General features: G+C 71.0%; 25 protein-coding genes and 1 riboswitch. Of the genes, 3 read left to right on the top strand and 22 right to left on the bottom strand.

The annotated features are described in order from the left end of the window. Positions 1–70: 70 nt before the first annotated feature. The 16 genes from M3C17_RS05625 to infC form a co-directional block, all read right to left on the bottom strand. Positions 71–2,218, bottom strand: a complete 2,148-nt coding sequence (locus M3C17_RS05625) for a bifunctional hydroxymethylpyrimidine kinase/phosphomethylpyrimidine kinase (RefSeq protein ID WP_259976667.1) — start codon at positions 2,216–2,218, stop codon at positions 71–73. Then, complete coding sequence (thiM, locus tag M3C17_RS05620) at positions 2,215–3,063, bottom strand: hydroxyethylthiazole kinase (protein WP_259976666.1); 849 nt, start codon at positions 3,061–3,063, stop codon at positions 2,215–2,217. Before thiM ends, M3C17_RS05625 begins: the two co-directional genes overlap by 4 nt. Then, positions 3,054–3,147, bottom strand: a riboswitch (TPP riboswitch). It overlaps the preceding gene by 10 nt. Before the next feature lie 38 nt (positions 3,148–3,185). Next, positions 3,186–4,157 carry an NAD-dependent epimerase/dehydratase family protein gene (locus M3C17_RS05615; protein WP_259976664.1) on the bottom strand — a complete coding sequence of 324 codons (972 nt, stop codon included), beginning with the start codon at positions 4,155–4,157 and terminating at the stop codon, positions 3,186–3,188. 128 nt (positions 4,158–4,285) lie between these two features. Next, complete coding sequence (gene pheT / locus M3C17_RS05610) at positions 4,286–6,790, bottom strand: phenylalanine--tRNA ligase subunit beta (protein ID WP_259976663.1); 2,505 nt, start codon at positions 6,788–6,790, stop codon at positions 4,286–4,288. Further along, complete coding sequence (gene pheS, locus M3C17_RS05605; RefSeq protein WP_259976662.1) at positions 6,790–7,830, bottom strand: phenylalanine--tRNA ligase subunit alpha; 1,041 nt, start codon at positions 7,828–7,830, stop codon at positions 6,790–6,792. Before pheS ends, pheT begins: the two co-directional genes overlap by 1 nt. A gap of 42 nt (positions 7,831–7,872) precedes the next feature. Continuing rightward, a complete protein-coding gene (locus tag M3C17_RS05600; protein WP_259976661.1) occupies positions 7,873–8,796 on the bottom strand; it encodes an amino acid ABC transporter permease in 924 nt (307 codons plus the stop codon). Then, a complete protein-coding gene (locus tag M3C17_RS05595; RefSeq protein ID WP_060922531.1) occupies positions 8,793–9,449 on the bottom strand; it encodes an amino acid ABC transporter permease in 657 nt (218 codons plus the stop codon). Before M3C17_RS05595 ends, M3C17_RS05600 begins: the two co-directional genes overlap by 4 nt. 63 nt (positions 9,450–9,512) lie before the next feature. Then, a complete protein-coding gene (locus tag M3C17_RS05590; protein WP_259976660.1) occupies positions 9,513–10,424 on the bottom strand; it encodes a glutamate ABC transporter substrate-binding protein in 912 nt (303 codons plus the stop codon). A 41-nt stretch (positions 10,425–10,465) separates the two neighbouring features. Next, a complete protein-coding gene (locus M3C17_RS05585; protein WP_259976684.1) occupies positions 10,466–11,212 on the bottom strand; it encodes an amino acid ABC transporter ATP-binding protein in 747 nt (248 codons plus the stop codon). A 267-nt stretch (positions 11,213–11,479) separates the two neighbouring features. Continuing rightward, entirely contained in the window at positions 11,480–12,442 is a 963-nt protein-coding gene (locus M3C17_RS05580) for a TAXI family TRAP transporter solute-binding subunit (protein ID WP_259976659.1), read from the bottom strand. Further along, positions 12,439–13,815, bottom strand: coding sequence for a HAMP domain-containing sensor histidine kinase (locus tag M3C17_RS05575; protein WP_259976658.1), 1,377 nt, complete (start codon positions 13,813–13,815; stop codon positions 12,439–12,441). Before M3C17_RS05575 ends, M3C17_RS05580 begins: the two co-directional genes overlap by 4 nt. A gap of 3 nt (positions 13,816–13,818) precedes the next feature. Continuing rightward, entirely contained in the window at positions 13,819–14,490 is a 672-nt protein-coding gene (locus M3C17_RS05570) for a response regulator transcription factor (RefSeq protein ID WP_259976657.1), read from the bottom strand. A 24-nt stretch (positions 14,491–14,514) separates the two neighbouring features. Beyond that, the gene (locus M3C17_RS05565) at positions 14,515–15,327 is read right to left on the bottom strand and encodes an RNA methyltransferase (RefSeq protein WP_259976656.1); all 813 of its coding nucleotides are present in this window, start codon (positions 15,325–15,327) and stop codon (positions 14,515–14,517) included. Between the two features lie 84 nt (positions 15,328–15,411). Beyond that, a complete protein-coding gene (gene rplT / locus M3C17_RS05560; protein WP_259976655.1) occupies positions 15,412–15,798 on the bottom strand; it encodes a 50S ribosomal protein L20 in 387 nt (128 codons plus the stop codon). Positions 15,799–15,829: 31 nt separating this feature from the next. Beyond that, positions 15,830–16,024 carry a 50S ribosomal protein L35 gene (gene rpmI / locus M3C17_RS05555; RefSeq protein ID WP_136034285.1) on the bottom strand — a complete coding sequence of 65 codons (195 nt, stop codon included), beginning with the start codon at positions 16,022–16,024 and terminating at the stop codon, positions 15,830–15,832. 73 nt (positions 16,025–16,097) lie between these two features. Next, positions 16,098–16,736, bottom strand: coding sequence for a translation initiation factor IF-3 (gene infC / locus M3C17_RS05550; protein ID WP_396819727.1), 639 nt, complete (start codon positions 16,734–16,736; stop codon positions 16,098–16,100). A gap of 232 nt (positions 16,737–16,968) precedes the next feature. On the opposite strand from infC, the gene M3C17_RS05545 reads away from it, so the two are divergent. Next, positions 16,969–17,367 (top strand): DUF1844 domain-containing protein, encoded by a 399-nt coding sequence (locus M3C17_RS05545; RefSeq protein WP_259976654.1) that lies wholly within the window; start codon positions 16,969–16,971, stop codon positions 17,365–17,367. Between the two features lie 3 nt (positions 17,368–17,370). Here the strand turns inward: M3C17_RS05545 and M3C17_RS05540 are convergent, their stop codons facing one another. Both M3C17_RS05540 and priA read right to left on the bottom strand, forming a co-directional pair. Then, positions 17,371–18,168, bottom strand: coding sequence for an SseB family protein (locus tag M3C17_RS05540; RefSeq protein WP_259976653.1), 798 nt, complete (start codon positions 18,166–18,168; stop codon positions 17,371–17,373). Beyond that, positions 18,152–18,898 carry a bifunctional 1-(5-phosphoribosyl)-5-((5-phosphoribosylamino)methylideneamino)imidazole-4-carboxamide isomerase/phosphoribosylanthranilate isomerase PriA gene (gene priA, locus M3C17_RS05535; protein ID WP_259976652.1) on the bottom strand — a complete coding sequence of 249 codons (747 nt, stop codon included), beginning with the start codon at positions 18,896–18,898 and terminating at the stop codon, positions 18,152–18,154. The genes M3C17_RS05540 and priA overlap by 17 nt, the downstream gene beginning before the upstream one ends. 666 nt (positions 18,899–19,564) lie before the next feature. On the opposite strand from priA, the gene M3C17_RS05530 reads away from it, so the two are divergent. Next, complete coding sequence (locus M3C17_RS05530) at positions 19,565–20,899, top strand: AAA family ATPase (protein WP_259976651.1); 1,335 nt, start codon at positions 19,565–19,567, stop codon at positions 20,897–20,899. A gap of 37 nt (positions 20,900–20,936) precedes the next feature. On the opposite strand, the gene hisH is transcribed toward M3C17_RS05530, so the two are convergent. Genes hisH through M3C17_RS05510 form a run of 4 tightly spaced genes read right to left on the bottom strand, consistent with a single transcriptional unit; the run spans position 20,937 to position 23,680 of the window. Continuing rightward, positions 20,937–21,572, bottom strand: coding sequence for an imidazole glycerol phosphate synthase subunit HisH (gene hisH / locus M3C17_RS05525; protein WP_259976650.1), 636 nt, complete (start codon positions 21,570–21,572; stop codon positions 20,937–20,939). After that, positions 21,569–22,186: an imidazoleglycerol-phosphate dehydratase HisB gene (gene hisB, locus M3C17_RS05520; RefSeq protein WP_259976649.1), complete on the bottom strand. Its 618-nt coding sequence runs from the start codon at positions 22,184–22,186 to the stop codon at positions 21,569–21,571. The genes hisH and hisB overlap by 4 nt, the downstream gene beginning before the upstream one ends. After that, positions 22,183–23,268: a histidinol-phosphate transaminase gene (locus M3C17_RS05515; RefSeq protein WP_259976648.1), complete on the bottom strand. Its 1,086-nt coding sequence runs from the start codon at positions 23,266–23,268 to the stop codon at positions 22,183–22,185. Before M3C17_RS05515 ends, hisB begins: the two co-directional genes overlap by 4 nt. Before the next feature lie 43 nt (positions 23,269–23,311). After that, entirely contained in the window at positions 23,312–23,680 is a 369-nt protein-coding gene (locus M3C17_RS05510; protein WP_259976647.1) for a LysM peptidoglycan-binding domain-containing protein, read from the bottom strand. 286 nt (positions 23,681–23,966) lie between these two features. Here M3C17_RS05510 and lexA point away from each other — a divergent pair, with 286 nt between their 5' ends. Continuing rightward, positions 23,967–24,653, top strand: a complete 687-nt coding sequence (gene lexA / locus M3C17_RS05505) for a transcriptional repressor LexA (protein WP_259976646.1) — start codon at positions 23,967–23,969, stop codon at positions 24,651–24,653. Positions 24,654–24,709: the final 56 nt, after the last annotated feature.

Genomic DNA, 24,709 nt, shown 5'->3' with positions numbered 1-24,709 from the left:
AGGAGCGGTGGCGACCGAAGGCATGCGGCGACGATAGCGCGGGCGCGTTCGGCACCGCAAATCCGGGGCGTCACACGAGGGCGTCCCCGCACGGCGCGGCGAAGAAGGCGCGTTCGTGCGCGCTCGACGTGAGGAAGGCTCGCCGCATCCGCTCCCGGTCGGTGTCGTCGAGCCTCGCGGCCGCGGCGGCGACGTACGCGACCGCCTGCCGGGTGGCGTCCGCGAAGGCCGGATCCGCGTAGGTCGCGAGCCAGGACGCGTAAGGATGCCGGGGATCGCGGGGCGCCGCGCCGAAGGCGCCGGCATGGAGCCGCTCCCCCAGGTCGGTGTAGAGCCAGAAGCACGGCAGGACAGCCGCGACCAGCGCGGCGTAGTCGCCGTCGAACGCGACGGCCCGCAGATGGTCGAGGTAGGCGACCGTCGCCGGGGCGGGCTCGGCGGCGAAGGTCGCGCCGCTCACTCCCGTCTCGGGGGTCAGCCACGACGCGTGCAGCTCCAGCTCCCCGCGGATCGCGCCGTGCGCGGCCTCGGCCCAGAACGCCTGCTCGTCGGGAGTCGGAGCGAGACGCGACGCCTCCGCGAGCACCCGGGCGTACTCGCGGAGATACAGCGCATCCTGCGCGAGGTAGAAGAGGAAGGCGTCGCGGTCGAGAGTCCCGTCGGCGAGCGCACGCACGAAGGGCAGCGTGTCGATGTCGGACCGGATCGCGGCGGTCTCGTCCCACCACGCCGCGGCCACCTGCTCCGGTGTCGGCCCGGTCTCGACACCGCCGCGCGCCCAGAGCCCCGCGAGATGATGGATCGGGCCGTGCCCTCGCCCGACGTCCAGGTCGTCCGCCGCGCGGAGGGATTCCCGCAGCCAGGCACGCGCGGCGCGGACCGCGTCCGTGGGATCATCGCCCCCGGCCAGTCGTGTGGCGAGAGCCGAGGAGAGCGAGCAGCCGGTGCCGTGGGTGTGCTCCGTCCGGATACGTGCCCCGGGGAACTCCGCATTCGTACCGGCTGCCGTGTCGATCAGGGCGTCGGGGGTCTCGTCCCCAGGCAGGTGACCGCCCTTCACGAGCACCGCCGTCCCCGTGTCCGCCGACAGCTCCCGCGCGGCGGCGAGCGCGTCCGCCCAGTCCGCCACCTCGCGACCGACGAGGACCGCGAGCTCGGCGAGGTTCGGGGTGACCACGGTCGCCAGGGACAGCAGGCCCCGGAGCTCGCGCTCCGCGTCGGCGAGGAGCAGCCGGTCCCCCGAGGTCGCGATCATGACGGGGTCGAGCACGACGATCGGGGGCTGCGTCGCCCGGAGCCACGCGGCGACCGCCCGGATCACCTCGACATCCGCGAGCATGCCGATCTTCACGGCGTCGATGCGGATGTCGTCGGCGACGGCGTCGAGCTGCGCCCGCAGGAACTCCGCCGGAGGAACATGCACCGCCCGGACGCCCCGCGTGTTCTGGGCGGTCAGGGCCGTGAGGGCTGCCATGCCGTAGCCCCCGTTGGCGGCGATCGCCTTGAGGTCGGCCTGGATGCCCGCGCCGCCGGACGGATCGCTGCCGGCGATGCTGAGCACGTGCGGCACGACCCGCCCGAGCCATCGCCGACGGAAGGCCGCCGCGGCGGCCCGGGGGTCGTCCGCCGCGCACAACGCCGAGACCACCGCGATCCCGGCCGCGCCGGCCTCACGCAACGGCGCAGCGTCGTCGAGGTCCACCCCGCCGATGGCGACGCACGGCAGCGGGCTGCGGGCGACGAACGCGGCGAAGCCGTCGATGCCGAGCGGCGCCGGATGGTCGGGCTTCGTGCGCGTGGGGCGAATCACCCCGACGCCGAGGTAGTCGACCGTGCCGGGCGGCAGCGCGGCGACCTCGGCGAGGTGCGCGGAGGTGTTCGCCGTCAGCCCGATCAGCGCCTCGGGGCCGAGGTGCTCGCGCGCTCGGAGCACCGAGGCGTCCGTCTGGCCCAGGTGCACGCCGTCCACCCTGGCGCCGCGACGACGGGCCTCGAGAGCTGCGTCGAGGCGATCGTTCACGACGAGCAGCGCGCGACCGTCGATGGCCGCGGACAGGGCGACCAGCTGCACGACGGTCTCCTCGTCCGTCGCCTCCTTGTCGCGCAGCTGCACGATACGGACGCCGCCGGCGACGGCCTCGCGCACCGTCTCGACCACCCCGCGCGCGCCGCACAGCGACGGATCGGTAACGAGGTAGAGGGACAGGTCGGCGGTCATCGGATCTCCTCCTCGACGCGAGCACGGGCGCGGAGATCCGCCGGGGTCACCGCGGACAGGGCGTCGAGCAGCCCGACAGCGAAGCTGCCCGGTCCGCGGGAGCTCTCCGCCGCCCGCTCGGAAGCGACGGTGTAGACGAGGGTCGCCGCGGCCACCGCCGTCAGCGCGTCGGTCCCGGTGCCGCGGGCCGCCCCGAGGAAGGCCGCCATCACGGCACCCAGCGCGCAGCCGCCGCCCGTCACCCGCGTGAGCAGCTCGTGCCCGTTGGCGATGCGGATCACCCGCTTCCCGTCGGTGAGGAGGTCGACCGGCCCGGAGACGGCGACCACGGAACCGTGCTGGTCGGCGAGCTCGCGGGCCGCCGCGGCCGCTGCGTCGGTACCGTCCGTCGCGTCCACTCCGCGGCCACCGCCGCCGTGTCCCGCCAGCGCGAGGATCTCGGACGCGTTGCCGCGGATCGCGGTGGGGCGCTGCGCGGTCAGCTCGTGCGCGAGCGCCGTCCGGACCGGGAGGGTGCCGATCGCGACGGGATCGAGCACCCACGGCGTCCCCGTGGCGAGTGCTCCGGCCACGGCCTCCCGGCTGGCCTCCCGCTGCTCCGGGGTCGGCGTGCCGAGGTTGATCAGGAGCCCCGAGGCAGCAGCGGCGAACGGCTCGGCCTCGCCGACGATGTCGACCATGGCGGGTGCGGCGCCGAGCGCCAGGAGCACGTTGGCCGTGAAGCCGGTGACGACGGCGTTCGTGATGCAGTGCGTCAACGGGGGCGATTCTCTCACCGCCTCCCGCAGCATTCCCGCCGAGGCGGCGAGGTCGAGGACGGATTCCGGACGCACAGGATCGCTCATTGCGACATCCCTTCGCTAGTACGAACTAGATCAGGTTCGACGGGTGTGATCTCAGCCGCGGATGCGGCACCCCGTGTCACTGCCTCGCAGTCTAGCGAGCGAGCGGCGCCGTCCGGGCGCGCTCAGGTCCCGAAGGCGGACAGCACCTCCCGCTCCTCGACCCTGGTGAGGCCGGCGCGGCGTTCGCGGTCGACTCCGCGATCACGCTCGTCGGCGACGACGCGCTCCACCGTGTCGGCCAGCGGCCGGAGGGTGCCGCCGCTCGCCAGGTAGCGCGCGTGGGAGCGGGCCATGAACCCCGTCATCTCCGGGGGCAGCCACAGCGGAAGCGACCGCGGACCGGCCCAGTACTGCACGCCGGCGGCGACCAGGCGCTCCTCCTCGCCGATGACGACGGGTCCGCTGTGACCGACGGCCGCGCGCACGGTCTCGAGCACCTCGGCGAGCGAGTGGCGTTCCCCGATCGCGTTCACGGCTCCCGTCACGCCGGTCGAGACGATGAACGCAGCAAGATCGTCGACGTCGATGACCTGCGCCGTCCGCCCCTCGAGCGGCGGCACGAGCACCGGCTCCTCCCGTGCGCGCAGGAACGCGGCCGCCCAGTACCCGAAGCGGTCGCTGGGGTCGCCGTCGCCCACGATCAGGCCGGGTCGCACGATCAGTGCACGGTCGCCGACACCTGCCTGCACGGCGTCCTCGGCCGCGACCTTCTGCCGTGCGTAGTCGTACTCCTCGTCCGTCCGAGCGGCGGGATGGCGCGGGGCCGACTCGTCCATCCCGACCGTCTCGTCGTCCCGGTACACCGACATCGACGACACGTACGTCCAGCGCGCGGCATGGTCTCCGAGCGCGCGCACCGCCGCGGACACGTGATCGGCGCGTGAGGAGACGTCGACGACGTGGTCCCAGTTCGTGCGCGACACGACGTCGTAGGCGGCCCCGTCGTCTCGGTCGGCGAGCACAAGGCTCGCTCCCGGCGGCGCCGGCCGACCGCCGCGAGCCAGGCAGGTCACCGTCGCCCCCGCGCCGAGTGCATGCGCGGCGATGCGCCCCGACAGCCATCCGGTTCCCCCGAGGATCAGCACATCCGTCATGACCCCATGTCACCAGGAACGCCGGGCCGGGGAAAGGCGCTCCGCTCAGAGCGGAGCCCCGCGCTGCGGCCCACCGGTCGCCGCAGTGCGCGCGCGGCACCCGCATCGGATGCCGCGCGCTCTCCCGATCAGTCGCGGATCGCGGCGCCGAAGCGCTCGGCCGCCGCCGCGACACCCGCCATCTTCGCCTCAGAGGCCTCCGCGGCGGTCAGCGTGCGGTCGTCGGCGCGGAATCGCAACGCAAACGTCAGCGACTTCGCCCCCTCCGGCACGCCCTCGCCGCGGTAGTCGTCAACGAGGCGGACGGACTCCAGCAGCGCCCCGGCGCCCTCCGCGAGAGCGGCACGGACGTCGGCCGCGGGCACGTCCGCCGGTACGGTGAGCGAGACGTCCTGCGTCGCCGCGGGGAACGTGGACAGGGACGCCGCCACGATACGCCCGCCCGCCAGCGTGAGCAGCCGGTCGAGGTCGAGCTCCAGCACGGTGGCACGACCGGGCAGGTCGGCCTCCTCCGCGACGGCGGGATGCAGCTCGCCGACGTAGCCGACCTCCTCCCCACCCGCGACCAGCACGCCGGTGCGACCGGGGTGCAGGGCGACGCGCTGCGCCTGCATCACGTCGATCTCGACGCCGGCAGCTGCGGCGATCACGCGGACCGCGTCGAGGGCATCGACGAGGCCGGAGCCCTCCGCCGCACGCCCGGGCTGCCGCGGCGACACGTTGCCGGTCAGCAGCACCGCGACGTGGCGCGCCTGCGGCGGGATCGACGCATCGAGCTGAGCGAGGGTCTCGTCCGAGGGGCGCACGCCCAGGGGCGGCACGTCGTCCGTGCCGTACTCGACGCCCGGCTCGGGCAGGAACACCGCGCCGGTCTCGAACAGTGCCAGATCCGTGAGCCCGCGCGAGATGTTGCGGTGCGCGGTCTGCAGCAGCCCCGGGATCAGCGAGCGCCGCAGGAACGGCACCTGCCCGTCGAGCGGGTTCGCGAGGCGGATGCTCGGCAGATGCTCACCCGAGGCAGAGCCGTGCAGATCGTTCTGCGCCTCGGTCGTGAACGGGAACGCCGGGGTCTCGACGAAGCCCGCGGCCGCGAGGGCGTTCGCCACGCGGCGACGTCCCTGCTGGTGGGCCGTGAGCCCCCGGCCGGAGGGCGGGGTCGGCAGCACCGAGGGGATGCGGTCGAGCCCGTGGATGCGAGCGACCTCCTCGGCGAGCGTCCACTTGTCGGTGAGGTCGGGGCGCCAGCTCGGCGGGATGACCGTCCACCCGTTGTCCGCGGCGGACACCTCGGCACCGATCGTGGTCAGGGCGCCCGTGATCTCGTCGTCCGTGTAGTCGACGCCGATGAGTCCCTGCACGAAGCCGGTCGGCAGCTCGATCTCCGCGATGAAGACCTCGGCGAAGAGGGCGCCACCCTCCTCGGTGAGCGTGCCGCCGGCGAGCTCGACCATCAGGTCGGCCGCACGCCGCGCCGCGACGAACGGGATGAGCGGGTCCACACCGCGCTCGAAGCGCTTGGAGGCCTCGCTCGGGAGCTTGTGGCGACGCGCCGTCCGCGCGATCGTCGTCTGGTCGAACGTCGCCGCCTCGATCAGCACGTTGCGCGTGGTGCCGCTCATCTCGGTCGTGCCGCCACCCATCACGCCGGCGAGGCCGATGGGACCCGAGCCGTCCGTGATGAGGAGGTCCTCGACGTGCAGCGCCCGCTCCACGCCGTCGAGCGTGGTCATCCGCTCCCCCGGGGTCGCACGGCGCACCGTGATGCCTCCGGTGAGCTTGTCCAGGTCGTAGCCGTGCAGCGGCTGCCCGAGCTCGAGCATGACGTAGTTGGTGATGTCGATCAGCACGCCCAGCGAGCGCATGCCCGCGAGGCTCAGCCGCGCGATCATCCACGGCGGCGTGGGCCGCGAGGGGTCAACGCCCCGCACGACGCGGGTGACGAACTCGCTGGCGCCGACGTTGCCGCGCACCGGCGCCTGGTCGTCGACGACCGCCGTGCGCCCGGAGCCCGGCTGCAGTTCGGCGAAATCGCGCTCGGCCGGGTCGCGGAACTCCGCACCGGTGGCGTGCGCGTACTCGCGGGCGACCCCGCGCACCGAGAACGCATAGCCACGGTCGGGCGTCACGTTGATCTCGACCGCGACGTCGTCGAGCCCGAGCAGCGCGATGGCATCCGTGCCGACCGGTGCGTCGATGCCGAGGTCGGACAGCACGATGATGCCGTCGTGCTCGTCGCCCAGACCGAGTTCGCGCGCGGAGGCGATCATGCCGTCCGAGACGTGGCCGTAGGTCTTGCGGGCAGCGATCGGGAACGGGCCCGGCAGCACCGCGCCGGGCAGGGTCACCACGACCTTGTCCCCCGCGACGAAGTTGTGCGCGCCGCAGACGATCCCGCGCACGCCGCCGTGCTCCTCGCCCACGTCCACCTGGCACCAGTTGATGGTCTTGCCGTTCGACTGGGGCTCCGGCTCCAGCGAGACGACCTGTCCGACGACCACGGGGCCCGTGATGTCGAAGCGGTGGACGTCCTCCTCCTCGAACCCGACGGTCACCAGCGCCGCGAGGACGTCCTCCGGCGTGGCATCCGCTGCCAGATCGACGTACTCACGCAGCCACGAAAGCGGGACGCGCATCACACCACCATCCCGTACTGCTCGCTGAAACGGACATCGCCCTCCGCCATGTCCCGCATGTCCTGCACGTCGCTGCGGAACATGAGCCCGCGCTCGATGCCCATGCCGAACGCGAAGCCGCTGTACACCTCGGGGTCGATCCCGGCCGCACGCAGCACGTTCGGGTTGACCATGCCGCAACCGCCCCACTCGATCCAGCGGGCACCGCCCTTGAAGGTGGGGTGCCACAGGTCGAGCTCGGCGGAGGGCTCGGTGAAGGGGAAGTAGTTCGTGCGGAACCGCATCTTGGCCTCCGGGCCGAAGAGCTGCCTCGCGAAGTGGTCGAGCGTGCCCTTGAGGTGCGCCATCGTGATGCCCTTGTCGACCACCAGCCCCTCGAACTGCGTGAACACGGGCAGGTGCGTGGCGTCGAACTCGTCGGTGCGGTAGACGCGGCCGGGGCACAGCACGTAGATCGGCACCTCGCGGTCGAGCATGGACCGCACCTGCACCGGGCTCGTGTGGGTGCGCATCACGAGGTGGCGCGAGGTGGGGTCGACGTAGAACGTGTCCTGCTCCTGGCGCGCGGGGTGGTCGACGTCGAAGTTGAGCGCGTCGAAGTTGAACCACTCGTGCTCGAGCTCGGGGCCCTCCGCGATCTCCCACCCCATACCGACGAAGATGTCCTCGACATGGTCCTGCAGCAGCGCGAGGGGGTGGCGCGCTCCCACGCGGGTGCGCGACGGCACGGCGGTGATGTCGACCCGCTCGGCCTCCAGACGGGCGGCGACCTCCGCGGCGGCCAGTTCGGCCTCCTTCGCCGCGAGCGCCTGGTTCACACGTCCACGGCCTTGACCGACGAGCTTGCCGAAAGCGGCCTTGTTCTCGGGGGCGACCTGGCGCATCGAGGCGTTCAGGATCGCGAGCGGCGATCCCTCGGCGACATGCGCGGCACGGGCGGCTTTCAGCGCGGCGGTGTCGGCGGCCGCGTCGATCGCCGCGAGGGCGTCGGCGACGGCGGCTTCGACCGCGTCGGGGGTGATTTCCGGAGACTCTGACACGGGAATCGAGTCTACCGGCGCAGGACGGGCGTCCCGCGCCGCTCAGCCGCGCCTGGACCGTCGTCGCCCGCCGTCTGCCTTCTGCAGCGTGAGCAGCTGTGTGTCGGTGCCGCCCTCGTGGAGTCGAGGGTCGAGCTCCGGGTCCACCGCACCCGCGGCCATGACCTTCGCCGAACGACGGGTGCGGATCTCCACCCAGCGCGCGATGCCGGACAGGATCAGGCACATGATGATGTAGATCCCGCCGATGACGAACGCGGACTGCAGGATCGGCCGCCCCTGCTGCGAGGTCAGCTGCTTCGCGAAGTACAGCAGCTCGGGGTACGTGATGATGAAGCCGAGCGCCGTGTCCTTCATGGTGACAACGAGCTGAGCGACGATCACGGGGAGCATGGCGCGGATCGCCTGCGGCAGCAGGATGAGGCGCATGACGCCGCTCTTGCGGAGGCCGATCGCGTAGCCCGCCTCCTTCTGCCCGCGCGGCAGCGACTCGACACCGGCGCGCAGCACCTCGGCGAGCACCGAGCCGTTGTAGGCCATGAGCGCGAGGACGACGGCCCAGTACGGGTCCATCTTCACGCCGATCACGGGAAGCCCGTAGTACAGCAGCATCATGAAGACGAGGACCGGCACGGCGCGGAACAGCTCCGTGATGACTGTGACGGGCACGCGGACCCAGGCGTGGTCGGACAGCCGGCCGATCGCGAGGACGAAGCCGAGGATGAGACTGAGGACCGCGGCGAGCGCGAACGCCGCCAGCGTGTTCACCAGGGCGCGGGCGATACCGGCCCAGACGTTGGTGAAGGTGAAGACGTACCACTTCTGCGGCGAGAACTGGCCCGTCTCGATCATGCGGTAGACCACGAAGCCCAGGGCGGCGAGGACCACCAGGATGGTCGCCACGGCGAGGATGCGGTTCCGGGCGATGGCCCGCGGGCCCGGGACGTCGTACAGTACGGAGCTCATCGCGCGATCCTCCATCGGTTCTCGAGATACCGCTGGCCCCAGCTCATCAGCATGACCAGGGCCACGAAGACCACCGCCACCCAGAGCAGGACCTCCATCGGGTTGCCGGGGCGGTCGGCCGAGTCGTTGACCGTCGAGCGCAGGGCGGCGAGCTCCGCGATCGAGAAGCCCGCGGCGACCGTGGTGTTCTTCAGCAGGGCGATGAAGACGCTCATCATGGGCGGCACGACCGAGCGGAAGGCCTGCGGCAGGATGACGAGGGTCATGACCTGCCCGAACGGGAGCCCGATGGCCCGTGCGGCCTCGGCCTGCCCGACGGGGACCGTGTTGATGCCCGCGCGCAGCACCTCCGCCACGTAGGTGGCGGTGTAGATGCCGATCGCGAGGATGCCCAGCACGGTGTTCGACAGCTCGGGCAGGCCGAGCTGCGGGTACCCGAACACGAAGAAGAAGAAGACCAGCGTCAGCGGTGTGTTCCGCACGATGTTGACGTACACCGTGCCGACGCCGCGTGCGATCGGCACGGGCGAGACGCGCATCGCGCCGACGATGATTCCCAGGACCAGGGCGATGATGCCGCCAGCGAAGAAGACGAGCAGCGTGTTGCTGATCGCCTCACCCCACAGGTCGAGGTTCCCGAAGATGACGTCCACGCCACCCTCCCCTTCTCGGTTCAAGCTGTGGGGCGGCTCCCGGAAGGAAGCCGCCCCATCGGATCAGTACGCGTCGACCTCGGGCTGCTCGACCTCGATGCCGCTGGAGCCGAGGTTCTTGTCGAAGATCGCCTGCCAGATGTCGCCACCGTCGGTGAAGAGCTCGTTGATGTGCGCGCGGAGCACGTCGTCGCCCTTGGCGAGACCGACGCCGTAGCGCTCCTCCGTGAACAGACCGCCGGTGACCTTCACGTCGTCCGGGTACTGCGCCGCGTAGCCGATCAGGATGGCCTGGTCGGTGGTGACCGCGTCGACCTTGCCGTCGATCAGGTCCTGCACGCACGCCGAGTACAGGTCGTACTCCTGCGTCTTGATGTCGGGGAAGTTGGCCTTGATGTTCTGGATCGGGGTGGAGCCGGTCGCCGAGCACACCGTCTTGCCGTTGAAGTCCTCGAGTGCTTCGGCGTCCTCCGCATCCGCGGCGACGAGAAGGCCCTGACCCGTGATGAAGTACGGGCCGGCGAAGTCGATCTGCTCCTTGCGCTTGTCGTTGATCGAGTAGGTGCCGACGTAGTAGTCGATGTCGCCGTTCACGATGGCCTGCTCGCGGTTCGCGGAGGCGATCGGCTTGAACTCGATCTTGTCCTCGTCGTAGCCGAGGGAGGCGGCGATCCAGCGCGCGATGTCGACGTCGAAGCCGGTGCGCTCGTTGGTGGTCACGTCGAGGTAGCCGAGACCGGGCTGGTCCTCCTTGACGCCGACGACGACCTTGTCGCGCTCCTTGATGGCGTCGAACGTGGGGCTGCCGTCGAGCTGCACGTCCGAGGCGACCTCGAACCAGGTGCTGTCCTCGCCGCCGTCGCCGCCCTCGGTGCCTCCGCCGGGGTTGGACGGGGTGCCGCTGTTGCAGGCGGTCAGGGCCAGCAGCGCGGCCGCTGCGATCCCGATGCCTGCCAGTGTCCGTGTGCGTCGCATGTGCGTCTCCTTCGTGTGCTGTGAATGCAGGGTCTGTGGGGTCAGTGGGTGAGGAGCTTCGAGAGGAAGTCCTTGGCGCGATCGCTCTTCGGGTTGGTGAAGAACTCCTCGGGCTTCGCCTCCTCGACGATGCGCCCGTCCGCCATGAACACCACCCGGTCGGCCGCCTTGCGCGCGAAGCCCATCTCGTGGGTGACGACGATCATCGTCATGCCGTCCTGCGCGAGCTCCACCATGACGTCGAGAACCTCGTTGATCATCTCCGGGTCGAGCGCGCTCGTGGGCTCGTCGAACAGCATGACCTTCGGCTGCATGGCCAGGGCGCGGGCGATCGCCACACGCTGCTGCTGACCGCCGGAGAGCTGTGCGGGGAGCTTGTTCGCCTGCTGGGCGACGCCGACGCGCTTCAGCAGCATCATCGCCTCCGCCTCGGCCTCGGACTTCTTGAGCCCGCGGACCTTGATCGGTCCGAGGGTCACGTTCTCGAGGATCGTGAGGTGCGCGAACAGGTTGAAGGACTGGAACACCATCCCGACATCGGCCCGCAGGTGGGCGAGCGCCTTGCCCTCGGCGGGCAGCTCCTTGCCGTCGATGCGGATGCTTCCGCTCGTGATGGTCTCGAGGCGGTTGATCGTGCGGCACAGGGTCGACTTGCCGGATCCGGACGGTCCGATCACGACGACGACCTCCCCCGCATTCACGGTCAGGTCGATGTCGCTGAGCGCCTGGAACTCGCCATAGTGCTTCTGGACGTTCTCGACGACGACGAGAGGGGCATCAGAGGTCATCATTTCTCCAAACTAGCCACGTGGCAGGCGCGGCTCCAGGCGCCGCGGTGAGCTTTACATGTTCGTAATCACGTGATCCTGGCGCCCGTGCGTCTTCGCAGGGGCGCCCCACGGCCCGCCCCCTCGGGCCGCGGGATCGCCCTGCTGCTGCGCTCCCAGCGACAACGGAGCAGCAGGCCTCCGATCGTGTGCGATCGACGCCAGCCTCTCAGAGTCGGAGCAGGGCTGTCCGGCTTCTTGAGGATTTCTTGAGGCGGGAGCTCGCCCTCAGTCCCGCAGGTCGCGGTAGTACCCCTCGGCACCGGGGTGGAGCGGGACGGGTCCGGTGAAGATGGCGGAGCGCCGGTCGAGCAGAGCCGCGGCCGGCACCTCCTCCGCGATCGCCGTCCGGGCGTCGAACAGCCCGGACAGCACATCGCGGACGACACCCGGCGGGGTGGACGTCGCGGTCACCAGGTAGTTCGGCACCGCCATGGTCATCACCGACTCGCGGAGACCGTACGTGCCCGCAGGGACGTCGGCGGGGCGGTACGCGTGCGAGTAGCGGTCGTTGACGCGGTTCACCCACTCCTGCTCGACGGGAAGCAGCCGCACCGGTGTGGTGGCCGCGAGCCCCACGATGCCCGGGGTCGGCAGGCCGCCCACCCAGAAGAAGCCGTCGATCTCCCCGCGCTCCATCGCCAGGATCGAGCCGCTGAGGTCGAGCTGCGGATCCACGACCTCGTCCGGCGCCACGCCGGCCGCCTGCATCACGCGGGCCGCGATCACGTTCACGCCGGAGTTCTCCGCTCCGAGGGAGACCGCACGCCCCGCGAGGTCGCCGAGGTCGTGGATGTCGGAGTCGCCCCGCACGACCACCTGCAGGTACTCGTCGTACAGCCGTGCGACCGCCTGCACCGCGAGCGGCTCCGCGAAGGCGCCGGTGCCCGCCACGGCATCCGCGGCGGCATCGCCCTGCGCGAAGCCGAGCAGGGCGTCGCCCGCGTCCACGCGCAGCAGGTTGTCCACCGAGCCCGCCGTCTCCTCGGCCCGCACGTCCACATCGAGCGACCGCGACAGCTCGGCCGCGAGGCGGCTGCCGTAGTCGTGGTACACCCCCGTCGATCCGCCGCCCGCGATCGTGTACTCGTCATCCGTCCACTCGGCCGCCCGGGGGCTGCACCCGCTCAGCGCCACCGCCACCACGACGGCGAGCAGCCCCGCGATGAGCCCGTGTCGCCGCGCGCTCATGACGCCCCCTCCGCCGGAAGCACGAGGGCGACCAGCAGCCCGCCGCCCTCCGCGGCGCTCACCCGCAGCTCGCCGCCGACCGTCGCGAGGAGGTCGGTCGCGATGGCGAGCCCCAGGCCGGTGCCCGGCTGATCGCCGCTGTCCGGGCTGCGCCAGAAGCGGTCGGTCGCCGAGGCGACCTCCTCGTGCGTGAGACCGGGCCCGTGATCGCGGACCGTCAGCCGGCACTCGTCGCCGTTCCGCTGCGCGCCGATCTCGATGCTCGTCCGTCCCGGGGAGTACTTCACGGCATTGTCGATCGCGGCGTCCAGCGCGCTCTCCACGATCGTGCGGTCGGTCACGGTCATCACCGAGGACGCGCCGACCCGCACCAGCGCGATGCCGCGGTGCTCCGCCACCTCCCGCCACGCCTCGACCCGTCGCGCCGCCACCGCGGCCAGATCCACCGCCGACATGGTCGAGTCCGTGCGCCCTCCTCTGGCGAGGCCGAGCAGCGTCTCCAGGATGCGCGTCATCCGACGCCCTTCCTCCCGCGTCTCCTCCACGTCCGGGTCCCACTCGGGCCCGAGACCCGTCGCCAGGTGCTCGACCCGCAGGAGCAGTGCGTTCAGCGGGTTCCTGAGCTCGTGCGACGCATTCAGCGCGAACTCCTGCTGACGCGTCATCACGCGCTCGATCTCGTCGGCCATGCCGTTGAAGGCGCGCGCCATGCTGCGCAGCTCCGGCGGCCCCGTCCCCTCGGCGACCCGCGCGTCCATCTCCCCGCGCTCGATCGCCGTCATGGCTCGGTCGAGTCGGCGCACGGGCGAGAGCACCCAGCGGGCGAGCCCTGCCATCAGCAGCACGCCCAGGGCGCTCAGCACGATCACGACCATACCCAGGAGCAGCGTCTGCCGCAGGATGGCTCCGCGCGGGACCTCGACGTCACCCGCGACCAGCACCGCCCCGATCACGTCTCCGTCGTCGAACACGGGTTCCGCGAGGGCGCCATCCGGCACCGCCCACGGCATCGCGGCGATCGGCTGCTCGGCACGACGCCCCGAGAGCGCGAGGCGCACCCGCTCCGCATCCTCCTCGCTGAGCACCGCATCGCCGTGGTCGCCCGCGGCCCACGCGCTGCCCGCGAGATCGAACACGGTCACCTCGATGCCGTACACCTCCTGGAACCGTCTGACCTCGGCGTCGATCACGGCGGGAGTACCCGCACGCAGCGCCTGGCGGGCGCTGGAAGCGAAATACCCGAGGTCGCCCAGCTGCTCGGCGTAGAAGGCCTGCTGGATGCTGCGCGCGGCACTCCACCCTGCGACACCGCCGAGGGAGACGAGCACGGCGATCAGCGGCACCAGGAACACGACGATGAGGCGACGCCGCACGGCTCAGGCCTCCGCGAGGCGATAGCCGACACCGCGCACGGTCTCGATGAACCGTCGGTCCCCCGCCTTCCGGCGGATCGCCGCCACGTGCACCTCGAGCGAATGCCCGAAGCCGCGCCAGTCGGTGTTCCAGACCTCCCGGATCAGCCGCTCCTTGGGCACGGCCACGCCGGGGTAGCGCGCCAGCACCGCGACGATGTCGAACTCCTTGCGCGTGAGGTCAACCGGGCTCCCGCCGACGTGCACCTCCCGCGCCACCAGGTCGATCTGCAGCTGTCCGTCATGCAGCAGCACGCGGGTGTCCGGCTCCACGCGAAGCGGGCGTGACCGGCGGGTCACCGCTTCGATGCGCGCCAGCAGCTCGTGCACGTCGTAGGGCTTCACCACGAAGTCGTCGGCTCCGGCGCGCAGGCCCTTGATGCGCTCCGCGACCTGGTTGCGCGCCGTCACGATCACGATGGGCACGTCCGAGCGACCGCGGATGCGGCGGCACAGGTCGATCCCGTCCACGTCGGGCAGTCCGAGATCGAGCAGCACCACCTCCGTATCGGCATCGACCAGCTCGAGCGCCGCGGCACCGTCCGCCGCGCGCACGCTCGCATACCCGGAGCGCGCGAGGAACGCCTCCAACGCCGCTGCCACCCGCTCGTCGTCCTCGACGATCAGAACCCTCATCGCCCCGCGCCCCACCTCATCCGTTCAGCCGGCCGGAGCCGCGCGCTGCGCGAACGCGCTCTCGTACAGGCAGACGCTCGCCGCCGTCGCCAGGTTCAACGACTCGGCCCGTCCGAAGATCGGCAGTCGGAGAACGCGATCCGCGAGCTCGAGGGACTCGTCCTCCAGTCCGCGCGCCTCGTTGCCGAACAGCCACCCCGTCGGCTCCGCGAGGACACCTTCCGCGCGGGCCGCCAGCAGGTCGTCGCCCTTTACATCGGCGGCGAGAATGCGCAGCCCGGCCGCGTGCGCGCGCTCGACGACGTCGCCGAGGTCGCCCCCGACCGACACGGGCAGGTGGAACAGCGACCCTGTGGTCGCGCGCACCACCTTCGGGTTGTAGGGGTCGACCGTGCGACCGGTGAGCACGACGGCGTCGGCGCCGGCTGCATCCGCCGCTCGGATGATCGTGCCGAGGTTGCCGGGGTCGCGCACCTCCTCGCAGATCGCGATCAGGCGCGGCGACGCCTCGAAGATCTCGCGCACCGAGGTGGGCGTCTGCCGCACGACCGCGACCAGCCCCTGGGGTGTCACGGTGTCGGCCATCGCGTTGAGCACGTACTCGGTCACGTACTCGACTTCGATGTCGGCGTCTGTGGCCCTGGCACGGATGTCCGGGTGCTTCTCCCAGCCGGTGGGGGTCGCGAACAGTTCGACGATCGCCTCAGGACGGTACGTCAGCGCCTCGCGGACGGACTGCGGACCTTCCAGCAGGAACAGCCCGGTCTCGGTGCGCGCACTGCGCTTGGTCAGCTTGGCGACGGCACGGACTCGGGGGGAACGGGGGTTCTCCAGCACGATCACAGTCTAGGGTCAGCGCGAGCCCCGACAACGCGGAACGGGCGCCCTCCCGAAGGAGAGCGCCCGTTCTGAGCGAGATGCTTACGCAGCCGACTTCGGCGCGTTGACGTCGGAGGGCAGAGCCTTCTTCGCCGTCTCGACGAGCGTCGTGAACGTGGCCGCGTCGTTGACCGCGAGGTCGGCCAGCATGCGACGGTCGACCGTGACACCGGCCAGGTTGAGACCCTGGATGAAGCGGTTGTACGTCATGCCGTTCTGACGGGCAGCGGCGTTGATGCGCTGGATCCACAGACGACGGAAGTCGCCCTTGCGCTTGCGACGGTCCCGGTACGAGTAGACCAGGGAGTGGATGACCTGCTCCTTGGCCTTCCGGTAGAGGCGCGAACGCTGACCGCGGTAGCCGGAGGCGCGCTCGAGGATGACCCGACGCTTCTTGTGGGCGTTGACCGCCCGCTTGACTCTTGCCATTTTCCTGTGTTCCTATCGTGCGTTCGGCGCGTCAGCGGCCGAGAAGCTTGTTCGCGACCTTGGTGTCTGCCTTGGACAGCACCTGGTCCTGGTTGAGGCGGCGGGTGCGACGGCTCGACTTGTGCTCGAGGTTGTGACGCATGTTCGCCTGCTGCTTCTTCAGCTTTCCGCTGCCGGTGATCTTGAAGCGCTTCTTAGCACCCGAGTGGGTCTTCTGCTTCGGCATCTTCTCTTCCTTCGTATGGCGCCTTGTCAGGCGACGGGGTGGGCCCGCGGTGCGGGAGTTCTGGGGGCGGGGATCACTCCGCCGGTGCGTCGGCCGAGGCGTCCGCGTCGTGCTTCGCGTCGCGTGCGGCCTGCTTGTTCGCGGCACGCACGGCGTTCTGCTCCTGCTTCGCCTCGGACTTGCTCTTCAGCGGCGCCACGACCATCACCATGTTGCGGCCGTCGATGGTCGGGTTCGACTCGACCGTGCCGAACTCGGCGACGTCCTCGGCGAACTTGCGCAGCAGACGCACACCCTGCTCCGGCCGCGACTGCTCACGACCGCGGAACAGGATCATCGCCTTGACCTTGTCGCCGGCCTTGAGGAAGCCCTCGGCGCGCTTGAGCTTGGTCGTGTAGTCGTGCGCCTCGATCTTCAGACGGAAGCGGACTTCCTTGAGGATCGTGTTCGCCTGGTTGCGACGCGCTTCCTTTTCCTTCTGCGCGGCCTCGTACTTGAACTTGCCGTAGTCCATGATCTTGACGACGGGCGGCTTCGAGTTCGGGGCGACCTCGACGAGGTCGAGATCGGCTTCCTGTGCGAGACGCAGCGCTGCCTCGATGCGGACAACGCCGATCTGCTCACCCGCGGGGCCGACGAGGCGGACCTCGGGGACGCGGATGCGCTCATTGGTACGGGGATCGCTGATGCGGAGCTCCTTAGACGATGTGATTCGGCCACCGCGATGCTGTCTGCATCCCGGGCGAAATCGGAGTCGTCCCCCACCCACCGGCACTCAGACGCCGGCTCCACACCCTGTCTACCGGCCCCCTCGTGAGAGCGGAGCCAGCGGAGTGCAAGACCCGGTAGCCTGGAACGGCAAGCGCGGGTGGGAAGTGAATCCTCTTTCGTTCCAGAGCATGACGCTCCGGAGCCCGCCAAAGTCTAACAGAAGGCAAGGCGAAGTGACGAACCAGGCACCCGACGAGGCGGCACGCGAGCGCGAAGAGCGCTGGGCACGACAGGAGGAGGCGGCGTCATCGGCCGTCCGCGACATCGCCGATGTTCCCGCCGTCGAGGTGATCACCACCGCAGCCGTGCACCTCATGAGCGCCGCCGCCGTCAAGCTCGGGCTCGCCGACGACCCCGACGCCGCGGCCCAGCTCGACCTCGACGAGGCACGCAAGCTCATCAACGCCCTCGCCGGCCTCATCACGGCGGGCGCGCCGGAGATCAGCGACATGCACGCCCGGTCGCTGCGCGACGGCCTCCGCTCGCTGCAGCTGGCGTTCCGGGAGGCCTCGACCATCCCCGACCCGATCGGCAAGGGCCCGGGCGAGAAGTGGACCGGACCGGTCACCTGAGCGTCAGCGGCTGCGCCGCAGCTTCACCGTGAGGGAGTCGGCGAGCACCGCGATGCGGTCGTCGGCCGCCCAGCGCTGAGCCAGACGCGCCAGCACGGCGTCGAGCACCTCGCGCTCCAGCCCGTCCACCAGCTCGAGGACCACGATCAGCTCCGGCCCCCGCAGCCGCGCGTCCGGATCGCCTGCGGCGACGGCCACGTCGATCACCGCGAGCTCGTGGGCGATGCTGTCCTGCAGCGCCGAGAACACCTCGGGAGAGAGGAAGCTCGGCTCCCACGGCTGCTCCTGCGCAATGGCCCACACCGCCGGCCGACGGATCACGAACTCGGTCTCCGACGTGGGGTCGAGCACGATGAGGTCGGTGTCCTCCGCCGAGGCGGCGAGCGCGGCGCGGAGGGCGGGGACCGGGATGGGCCGCGCGGTGCGGTCCCAGCGCTGCATGGCGTCGACGGACGAGAAGACGGGCTGCACCCGTCGGCCGTCCGGAGCCGCCACCGTCACGATCGACAGCTCCTGCGTCTTGTCGACCGCGAGGCCGTTCGGCGCCACGCCCTCCTCACCCTTCTCCGCGATCAGCGGGATGAGCACTCGAGCGGAGCGGAAGGCGTCGACGACGGCGACCTGGTCGCCCTCCCCTGCGCGGAATCGCTGCAGCGCCGCGAGCAGAGCGGGGTCCGCCGAGCCGTCGTCCGCCGCATGCGGGTTCGCCTCGAAGCTGCGCCCTTCCCACGGCACACCGGCGGAGTCGCCGTGGCTGTGCGACTCCGGCCCGCAGGCGTGCGGCTCAGTCTCCGGCGACATCCAGCGCCTCAGCCAGCGTGAAGGCGCCGGCGTACAGGGCCTTGCCGACGATCGCGCCCTCGACGCCGAGGGGCACGAGCTCGCGCAGTGCGGCGATGTCGTCGAGGCTCGAGATGCCGCCGGACGCGACGACCGGCTTCGGTGTGCGCGCCGTGACCTCGCGCAGCAGCTCCAGGTTCGGGCCGCGCAGCGTGCCGTCCTTGGTGACGTCGGTCACGACGTAGCGGCTGCAGCCCGCGTCCTCCAGGCGGTCCAGGACCTCCCAGAGGTCGCCGCCCTCCTTGGTCCAGCCGCGCGCGGCGAGGGTCGTGCCGCGCACGTCGAGGCCGACGGCGATCGCCTCGCCGAAGCGGCTGATCACGTCCGCCGCCCATTCGGGGTTCTCGAGCGCCGCCGTGCCCAGGTTGATGCGGGCGGCACCGCTCTCCAGCGCCGCCTCCAGGCTGGCGTCGTCGCGGATGCCGCCGGAGAGCTCCACGTTCACGGAGCGGAACTGCTTGATGACCTTGCGCAGGATGGCCGCGTTGCTGCCGCGCCCGAACGCCGCGTCGAGGTCGACGAGGTGGATCCAGGACGCGCCCTGTGCGACCCACTCCCCCGCGGCGTCGAGCGGATCGCCGTAGCTCGTCTCGGTGCCCGCCTCTCCCTGGGTCAGGCGGACCGCCTTGCCGCCGGCGACATCGACCGCGGGGAGGAGCGTGAGCGAAGGAGACTGCGCGAAGTCGTTCATGGGGTCCTTGGATCGGGTGGGTCGACGGCCCGAGCGGGCACGACACACGAGGCTACCGCGGTGGCCGACGCCCACCCAAATGCACGCAGTCACCGTGACGATCGGGGCGTGTGATCGAACCAGAGGCGATGCGATATTCCCTCATGTAACATTTTAGAGATGTCAGTGCGAGAAGACGACGGCGACCCGAGCGCAGCGGACGGCACACCCGAGTCACGTCCAGGGATGCCGACCGCCGACGACCCGCCCACGGCGCCGCTCCCAGCCAGAATCGCTTTCGCGCCCAAGGCCGCCGCGCCGGGGCCCAAGGCCGCTGCTCCGGGGCCCAAGGCCGCTGCTCCGGGGCCCAAGGCCGCTGCTCCGGGACCCAAGGCGGCTGCTCCGGGACCCAAGGCCGCTGCTCCGGGACCCAGAGCCGCCGCTCCCGGTCCCACGGCTGCGGGCACAGGTCCCAAGGCCGCCGCGCCAGAGCCTAAGGCTGCCGCCCCCGGACCCAGGGCTGCTGCCCCGACACCAAGGGCGGTCGCCTCGTCCGCCGCACCGCCGACCGCCGGGTCACGGATGCGGGGATCGGGCACGGCCGCGGCGCAGTTGCGAACCATGTCCGCACAGCCGTCTCCCGCGCCGCGCGCGTCGAGCGCACGACCGGAGACGCGAGACGCCGCCGTGGGCGCCGAGCACCCGTCCCCCACCCCGCAGACGCACGCCGCTCCGGTGGCGCCCGCTCCCGCCGCTGCGGCCCTGCCGCCCGATGACGAACCCGCCACTCCGGAGGGGCCCGCACCCGCCGCTCCGGAGGCGCCCGCACGCGGCGCGGACACCGCACGTGCGGAGCACCTGCCCTCCACGGCGCACGCGACCGCGCTCTCGGCAGCCGCCGTGCCGGCACCCGCCGCGGGAGGCGAGCCCCTCCCCTCCATCCCGCAGACGCCCGCACCCGATGCAGGCCCTGCACGCGCCGAGGACCTCCGTGCCATGACGCAGACCACCGCGCACACCGCGCACACCGCAGACACCGCAGCTCCACGCCCGCCGGGCGGTGACACGGTGGCCACCCGCTCCCGGCGCCAGCAGCGGGAGAGCGCTCGGCGTCCGTCGTTCCTGGTCGAGGAGCGACGCGAGGAGCCCGCGCGGGAAGGCGTCCGCGGCGCGCTCAACCGCTTCGGCCTCAAACTCGCCCCCGACGTCGACGAGCAGTCCGCCCGCGACGACGAGATCGCCGTCAGTCAGCACTGGCCGGGGCCGCGCACGATCGCCGTCGTGAACGGCAAGGGCGGCGCGGGCAAGACGCCCACCACGATCCTCCTCGCGGCGGTGTTCGCGCGGTTCGGCGGCGCCGGCGTGCTCGCCTGGGACAACAACCAGACTCGCGGCACCCTCGGCTGGCGCACGCAGAGCGGGGTGCACGACCGCACGCTCCTCGAGATGCTGCCGGCGACAGGGCACCTCCTCGGCCCGCAGGCGCAGTCCGCGGATCTCGCGAACTTCGTGCACCATCAGCCGCGGGAGAAGTACGACGTGCTGCGATCGAAGCCGATCCGACTCGCGCACGAGAACCGTCTGCACCCGCAGGACGTCGACGCGATCCACGCCGTCGCCGCGAAGTTCTACCGACTCATCCTGATCGACTCCGGCAACGACGAGTCGGACCCGATGTGGCTGCGGATGATCGACCACGCCGACCAGCTCGTCGTCGCGACCACCACGAGAGCCGACCACGCGGAGGCGGGAGCGCTGCTGCTCGAAGCCCTGGACGAGCGCGACGAGCGCTCCGCCCGCCTCGCGGAGCAGTCGGTGGTCGTGGTGTCGCAGGCGGATCCGAAGGCCACCCCCACCGAGGTGGAGACGGTCGTCGCGGGGTATCGCGCCCTCGCCCGGGACGTCATCGCGATCCCGTTCGACCACGAGATGGTCGACGGGCACCTGGAATACGGAGCGCTCGCGAGGCGCACGCAGCGCGCGTGGCTGTCCGCGGCCGCCGCCGTCGCCCGGGGGCTCTGACGGCCGAGCGTCGGCCGGGAGTGACCTGCCCTCGACGTCAGAGGCTGCCGACCCAGTTGCGCAGCAGCTGGATGCCCGCCTCGCCGGACTTCTCCGGGTGGAACTGGGTCGCAGACAGCGGACCGTTCTCCACCGCCGCGAGGAACGGGTCGCCGTACGTGGCCCAGGTGAGCACGGGCTGCGGGAACGGCGGGATCACGTCGAGCTCCCACGACTGCGCGGCATAGGAATGCACGAAGTAGAACCGCTCCTGCTCGATGCCGCGGAACAGGACGGTGTCTTCGCCGGGGTCGACCGTGTTCCATCCCATGTGCGGGAGCACGGGCGCATTGAGCTCGGTGACCGCTCCGGGCCATTCGCCGAGACCCGCGGTGTCGTGTCCGCGCTCGACGCCGTGCTCGAACAGGACCTGCATGCCCACGCAGATGCCCAGCACCGGACGGCCCCCTGCCAGCCGGCGGCCGATGATCTCGTCGCCGCCGTGTGCGTGCAGGGCATCGCGCACGGCCTGGAAAGCGCCGACTCCCGGCACGACGAAACCGTCGGCCTCGAGTGCTTCGGTGCGGTCGCGCGTGAGCACGGCGTCGGCTCCGGCAGCCACGAGCGCCTTGACCGCCGAGTGCACGTTGCCGGACTCGTAGTCGAAGACGGCGACGCGGGGTGCGCTGCTCACAGGGCCCCCTTGGTCGAGGGGATGCCGTCCACGAGCGGGTCCAGCGCCTTGGCCTGTCGGAACGCGCGCGCGAACGCCTTGTACTCCGCCTCGGCGATGTGGTGCGGGTCGCGGCCGCCCAGCACGCGGACGTGCACGGTGAGCGCAGCATTGAACGCGATGGCCTCGAAGGAATGGCGGACGAGCGAACCCGTGAAGTGACCGCCGATCAGGTGCTGCTCGAACCCGGCGGGCTCGCCCTGGTGCACCAGGTACGGCCGACCGGAGATGTCGACGACGGCCTGCGCGAGAGCCTCGTCGAGGGGCACGAGCGCGTCGCCGTAGCGGGCGATGCCGGACTTGTCGCCGAGCGCCTCGAGGATCGCCTGTCCGAGCACGATCGAGACGTCTTCCACGGTGTGGTGCGCGTCGATGTGCGTGTCGCCGGAGGCCCGCACCGTCAGATCCGTCAGCGAGTGCTTCGCGAAGGCCGTGAGCATGTGATCGAAGAACGGCACGGACGTGTCGATGCGGCTCGCCCCGGTGCCGTCGAGGTTGAGTTCCAGTTCGACCGTGGACTCCGACGTGCTGCGGACGCGGCTCGCGGTGCGCGCGGGGGATGCGGGGCTGGTCATGATGCCGATCCTATCGAGGCCAGAGCGTCCAGGAACGCGGTCGTCTCGGACTCCGTGCCCGCACTCACGCGCAGGTGGCCGGGGATGCCCACGTCGCGGACGAGCACGCCGCGGTCATACAGCTGCTGCCAGGTGGCCCGGGGGTCGGCGACGCCCCCGAACAGGACGAAATTCGACCACGACTCGTGCGGCGTGTATCCGAGCGCCTCGAGCGTCGCGCTGATGCGGTCGCGCTGCTCCACGATCTCCTCGACCATGCCCAGCATGATGTCGGCGTTGCGGAGCGCCGCCACCGCGGCCGCCTGGGTGAGTGCGCTCAGGTGATACGGGAGCCGCACGAGCCGCAGGGCGTCGATGAAGGCCGGATCCGCGGCGAGGTATCCGACGCGCGCACCGGCGAAGGCGAAGGCCTTGCTCATCGTTCGCGAGACGGCGAGGCGCGGGCGCCCGTCGAGCAGGGTCAGCGCCGAGGGCGCGTCGTGCGGTGCGAACTCCTGATAGGCCTCATCGACGATCACGACTCCGCGCGCCGCGTCGTAGACGGCCTCCACGACGTCGAGCCCGAGCGGGGTCCCTGTCGGATTGTTGGGCGAGCAGAGGATGACGACATCCGGGTCGGCTGCGCGTACCTGCTCCGCGGCCTCATCGGCGGTGATCGAGTAGTCCGGCTGCCGGACGCCGGCTGTCCAGCGCGCGCCGGTTCCCTGGGCGATGAGGGGGTACATCGAATAGGTCGGTCCGAAGCCGAACACGGTTCGCCCCGGTCCCCCGAAGGCCTGGAGGATGTGCTGCAGCACCTCGTTCGAGCCGTTGCCCGCCCAGATCTGCTCCGCGGTCAGGCCGTGCCCGAGGTACTGCGCGAACGCCTCTCGCAGGGTCGTGAACTCCCGGTCCGGATAACGGTTGACGTCACGGATCGCGACCGCGATGTCGTCGAGGATGTCGCTGGCGACCTCGTCCGGTACCGGATGCGTGTTCTCGTTGACGTTGAGCGCGATCGGGAGCGGGGCCTGCGGTGCGCCGTACGGAGTGAGTCCGCGCAGATCGTCGCGGAGCGGGAGATCGTTGAGGGAGAAGGTCACCCTTCCCATGTTAAGAGGACGAGGACGCGCCGAGGACCATGCGTCAGTGCGCGTACTGCGCAGGGATCGCGAGTTCCTGTCCGATCTGGATCTCGCCACCGCGCAGCAGGTTCATCCGGCTGATCTCCCCGATCACATCGCGCGGGTCGGCCTCGGGGGCGATCGCACCGGCGATCGACCAGAGGGTGTCGCCGGGCATCACCGTGAGCGTCTCGACTGCCGCCGGGACCGAGTCCGCACCGGAGGCGATCGCGCTGCCCCCACTGATCGCCGCGAACGCGATGCCGGCGGCGAGAGGGATCGAGGCGACCGCGAGCAGCACGCGGCGACCGCGCACCGTGAGCCGCAGCCGCGTGGCGCGCAGGGCCGGTGCGGGGATCGCGGTCGAGGTGCTGAGGCTGATGCTGCTCATGTCTGCTCCTTAGCTGTCCCGGTGCGGAGGCCGCCCGGGGAGGTTGGCGTAGCGTTCGCATCCGCGTCTCGGCCGGGAGCCGTGGATGCGAAGCTACGTTCCGAAGATATCTTCGAGTTCGAACATCTGTCAAGCTGTTTTCGAAACCACGTCCGGCAATCGGCCGACACGCTCGAACAGATCTTCCAGATCGGCGCGATTCTCGGATACGGTTTCGACAAGGACACCCCACCACGGGCCTCCGACATTCGAAGAGGGACGTCGGATCACGCACTGAAGGAGCATCATGAGCGAGACCTCAGCCCCCGAGTCGGAGGCGCCGCGGACCCGCCGTCGCAAGAACCTCAGCGCCAAGCAGATGGCGATCCTCGAGGTCATCCAGACGTCGATCGCCCACCACGGCTACCCGCCGAGCATGCGGGAGATCGGCGACGCCGTGGGGCTCAAGTCCCTCTCCAGCGTCACCCACCAGCTGGGCCAGCTCGAACTCAGCGGCTACCTGCGCAGGGACCCGGGCAAGACGAGGGCCATGGAGGTCCTGATCGATCTGCCCGGCACCGGCGCCGAGAACCCGGCCGACATCGCGACCCCGGTGGGCGACGCGGCGCTCGTGCCGCTCGTCGGCCGGATCGCCGCCGGCGTCCCCATCACGGCCGAGCAGCAGGTGGAGGAGATCTTCCCTCTCCCCCGTCAGCTGGTGGGCAAGGGCGATCTGTTCATGCTCAAGGTCTCCGGCGAGTCGATGATCGACGCCGCCATCTGCGACGGCGACTGGGTCGTCGTGCGCTCCCAGCACAGCGCGGAGAACGGCGAGATCGTCGCGGCGATGCTCGACGGCGAGGCCACGGTGAAGGTGCTGCGTCGACGCGACGGCCACACGTGGCTGCTGCCCCGCAACTCCGCCTTCGAACCGATCCTCGGCGATGAGGCCGTGGTGCTCGGCAAGGTCGTGGCGGTGCTGCGCGCGGTCTGAGTGCGCCAGGCATGAGAAAGGCCCTCCCGGACGCCCGGGAGGGCCTTTCTCATCCG

The organism is Microbacterium sp. p3-SID336 (assembly GCF_025143365.1).
Taxonomy (GTDB): Bacteria; Actinomycetota; Actinomycetes; order Actinomycetales; family Microbacteriaceae; genus Microbacterium.
The sequence above is the reverse complement of the archived record's forward strand: the minus strand, read 5'-3'. Positions and strand labels throughout refer to the sequence as shown.

Excerpts from the sequence above, each read along its gene's own strand:
- M3C17_RS05625 (WP_259976667.1), bottom strand. The coding sequence starts at position 2,218 with ATGACCGCCGACCTGTCCCTCTACCTCGTTACCGATCCGTCGCTGTGC.
- thiM (WP_259976666.1), bottom strand. The coding sequence starts at position 3,063 with ATGAGCGATCCTGTGCGTCCGGAATCCGTCCTCGACCTCGCCGCCTCG.
- M3C17_RS05615 (WP_259976664.1), bottom strand. The coding sequence starts at position 4,157 with ATGACGGATGTGCTGATCCTCGGGGGAACCGGATGGCTGTCGGGGCGC.
- pheT (WP_259976663.1), bottom strand. The coding sequence starts at position 6,790 with ATGCGCGTCCCGCTTTCGTGGCTGCGTGAGTACGTCGATCTGGCAGCG.
- M3C17_RS05600 (WP_259976661.1), bottom strand. The coding sequence starts at position 8,796 with ATGAGCTCCGTACTGTACGACGTCCCGGGCCCGCGGGCCATCGCCCGG.
- M3C17_RS05590 (WP_259976660.1), bottom strand. The coding sequence starts at position 10,424 with ATGCGACGCACACGGACACTGGCAGGCATCGGGATCGCAGCGGCCGCG.
- M3C17_RS05585 (WP_259976684.1), bottom strand. The coding sequence starts at position 11,212 with ATGACCTCTGATGCCCCTCTCGTCGTCGTCGAGAACGTCCAGAAGCAC.
- M3C17_RS05580 (WP_259976659.1), bottom strand. The coding sequence starts at position 12,442 with ATGAGCGCGCGGCGACACGGGCTCATCGCGGGGCTGCTCGCCGTCGTG.
- M3C17_RS05570 (WP_259976657.1), bottom strand. The coding sequence starts at position 14,490 with ATGAGGGTTCTGATCGTCGAGGACGACGAGCGGGTGGCAGCGGCGTTG.
- rplT (WP_259976655.1), bottom strand. The coding sequence starts at position 15,798 with ATGGCAAGAGTCAAGCGGGCGGTCAACGCCCACAAGAAGCGTCGGGTC.
- rpmI (WP_136034285.1), bottom strand. The coding sequence starts at position 16,024 with ATGCCGAAGCAGAAGACCCACTCGGGTGCTAAGAAGCGCTTCAAGATC.
- M3C17_RS05540 (WP_259976653.1), bottom strand. The coding sequence starts at position 18,168 with ATGTCGCCGGAGACTGAGCCGCACGCCTGCGGGCCGGAGTCGCACAGC.
- priA (WP_259976652.1), bottom strand. The coding sequence starts at position 18,898 with ATGAACGACTTCGCGCAGTCTCCTTCGCTCACGCTCCTCCCCGCGGTC.
- hisB (WP_259976649.1), bottom strand. The coding sequence starts at position 22,186 with ATGACCAGCCCCGCATCCCCCGCGCGCACCGCGAGCCGCGTCCGCAGC.
- M3C17_RS05510 (WP_259976647.1), bottom strand. The coding sequence starts at position 23,680 with ATGAGCAGCATCAGCCTCAGCACCTCGACCGCGATCCCCGCACCGGCC.
- lexA (WP_259976646.1), top strand. The coding sequence starts at position 23,967 with ATGAGCGAGACCTCAGCCCCCGAGTCGGAGGCGCCGCGGACCCGCCGT.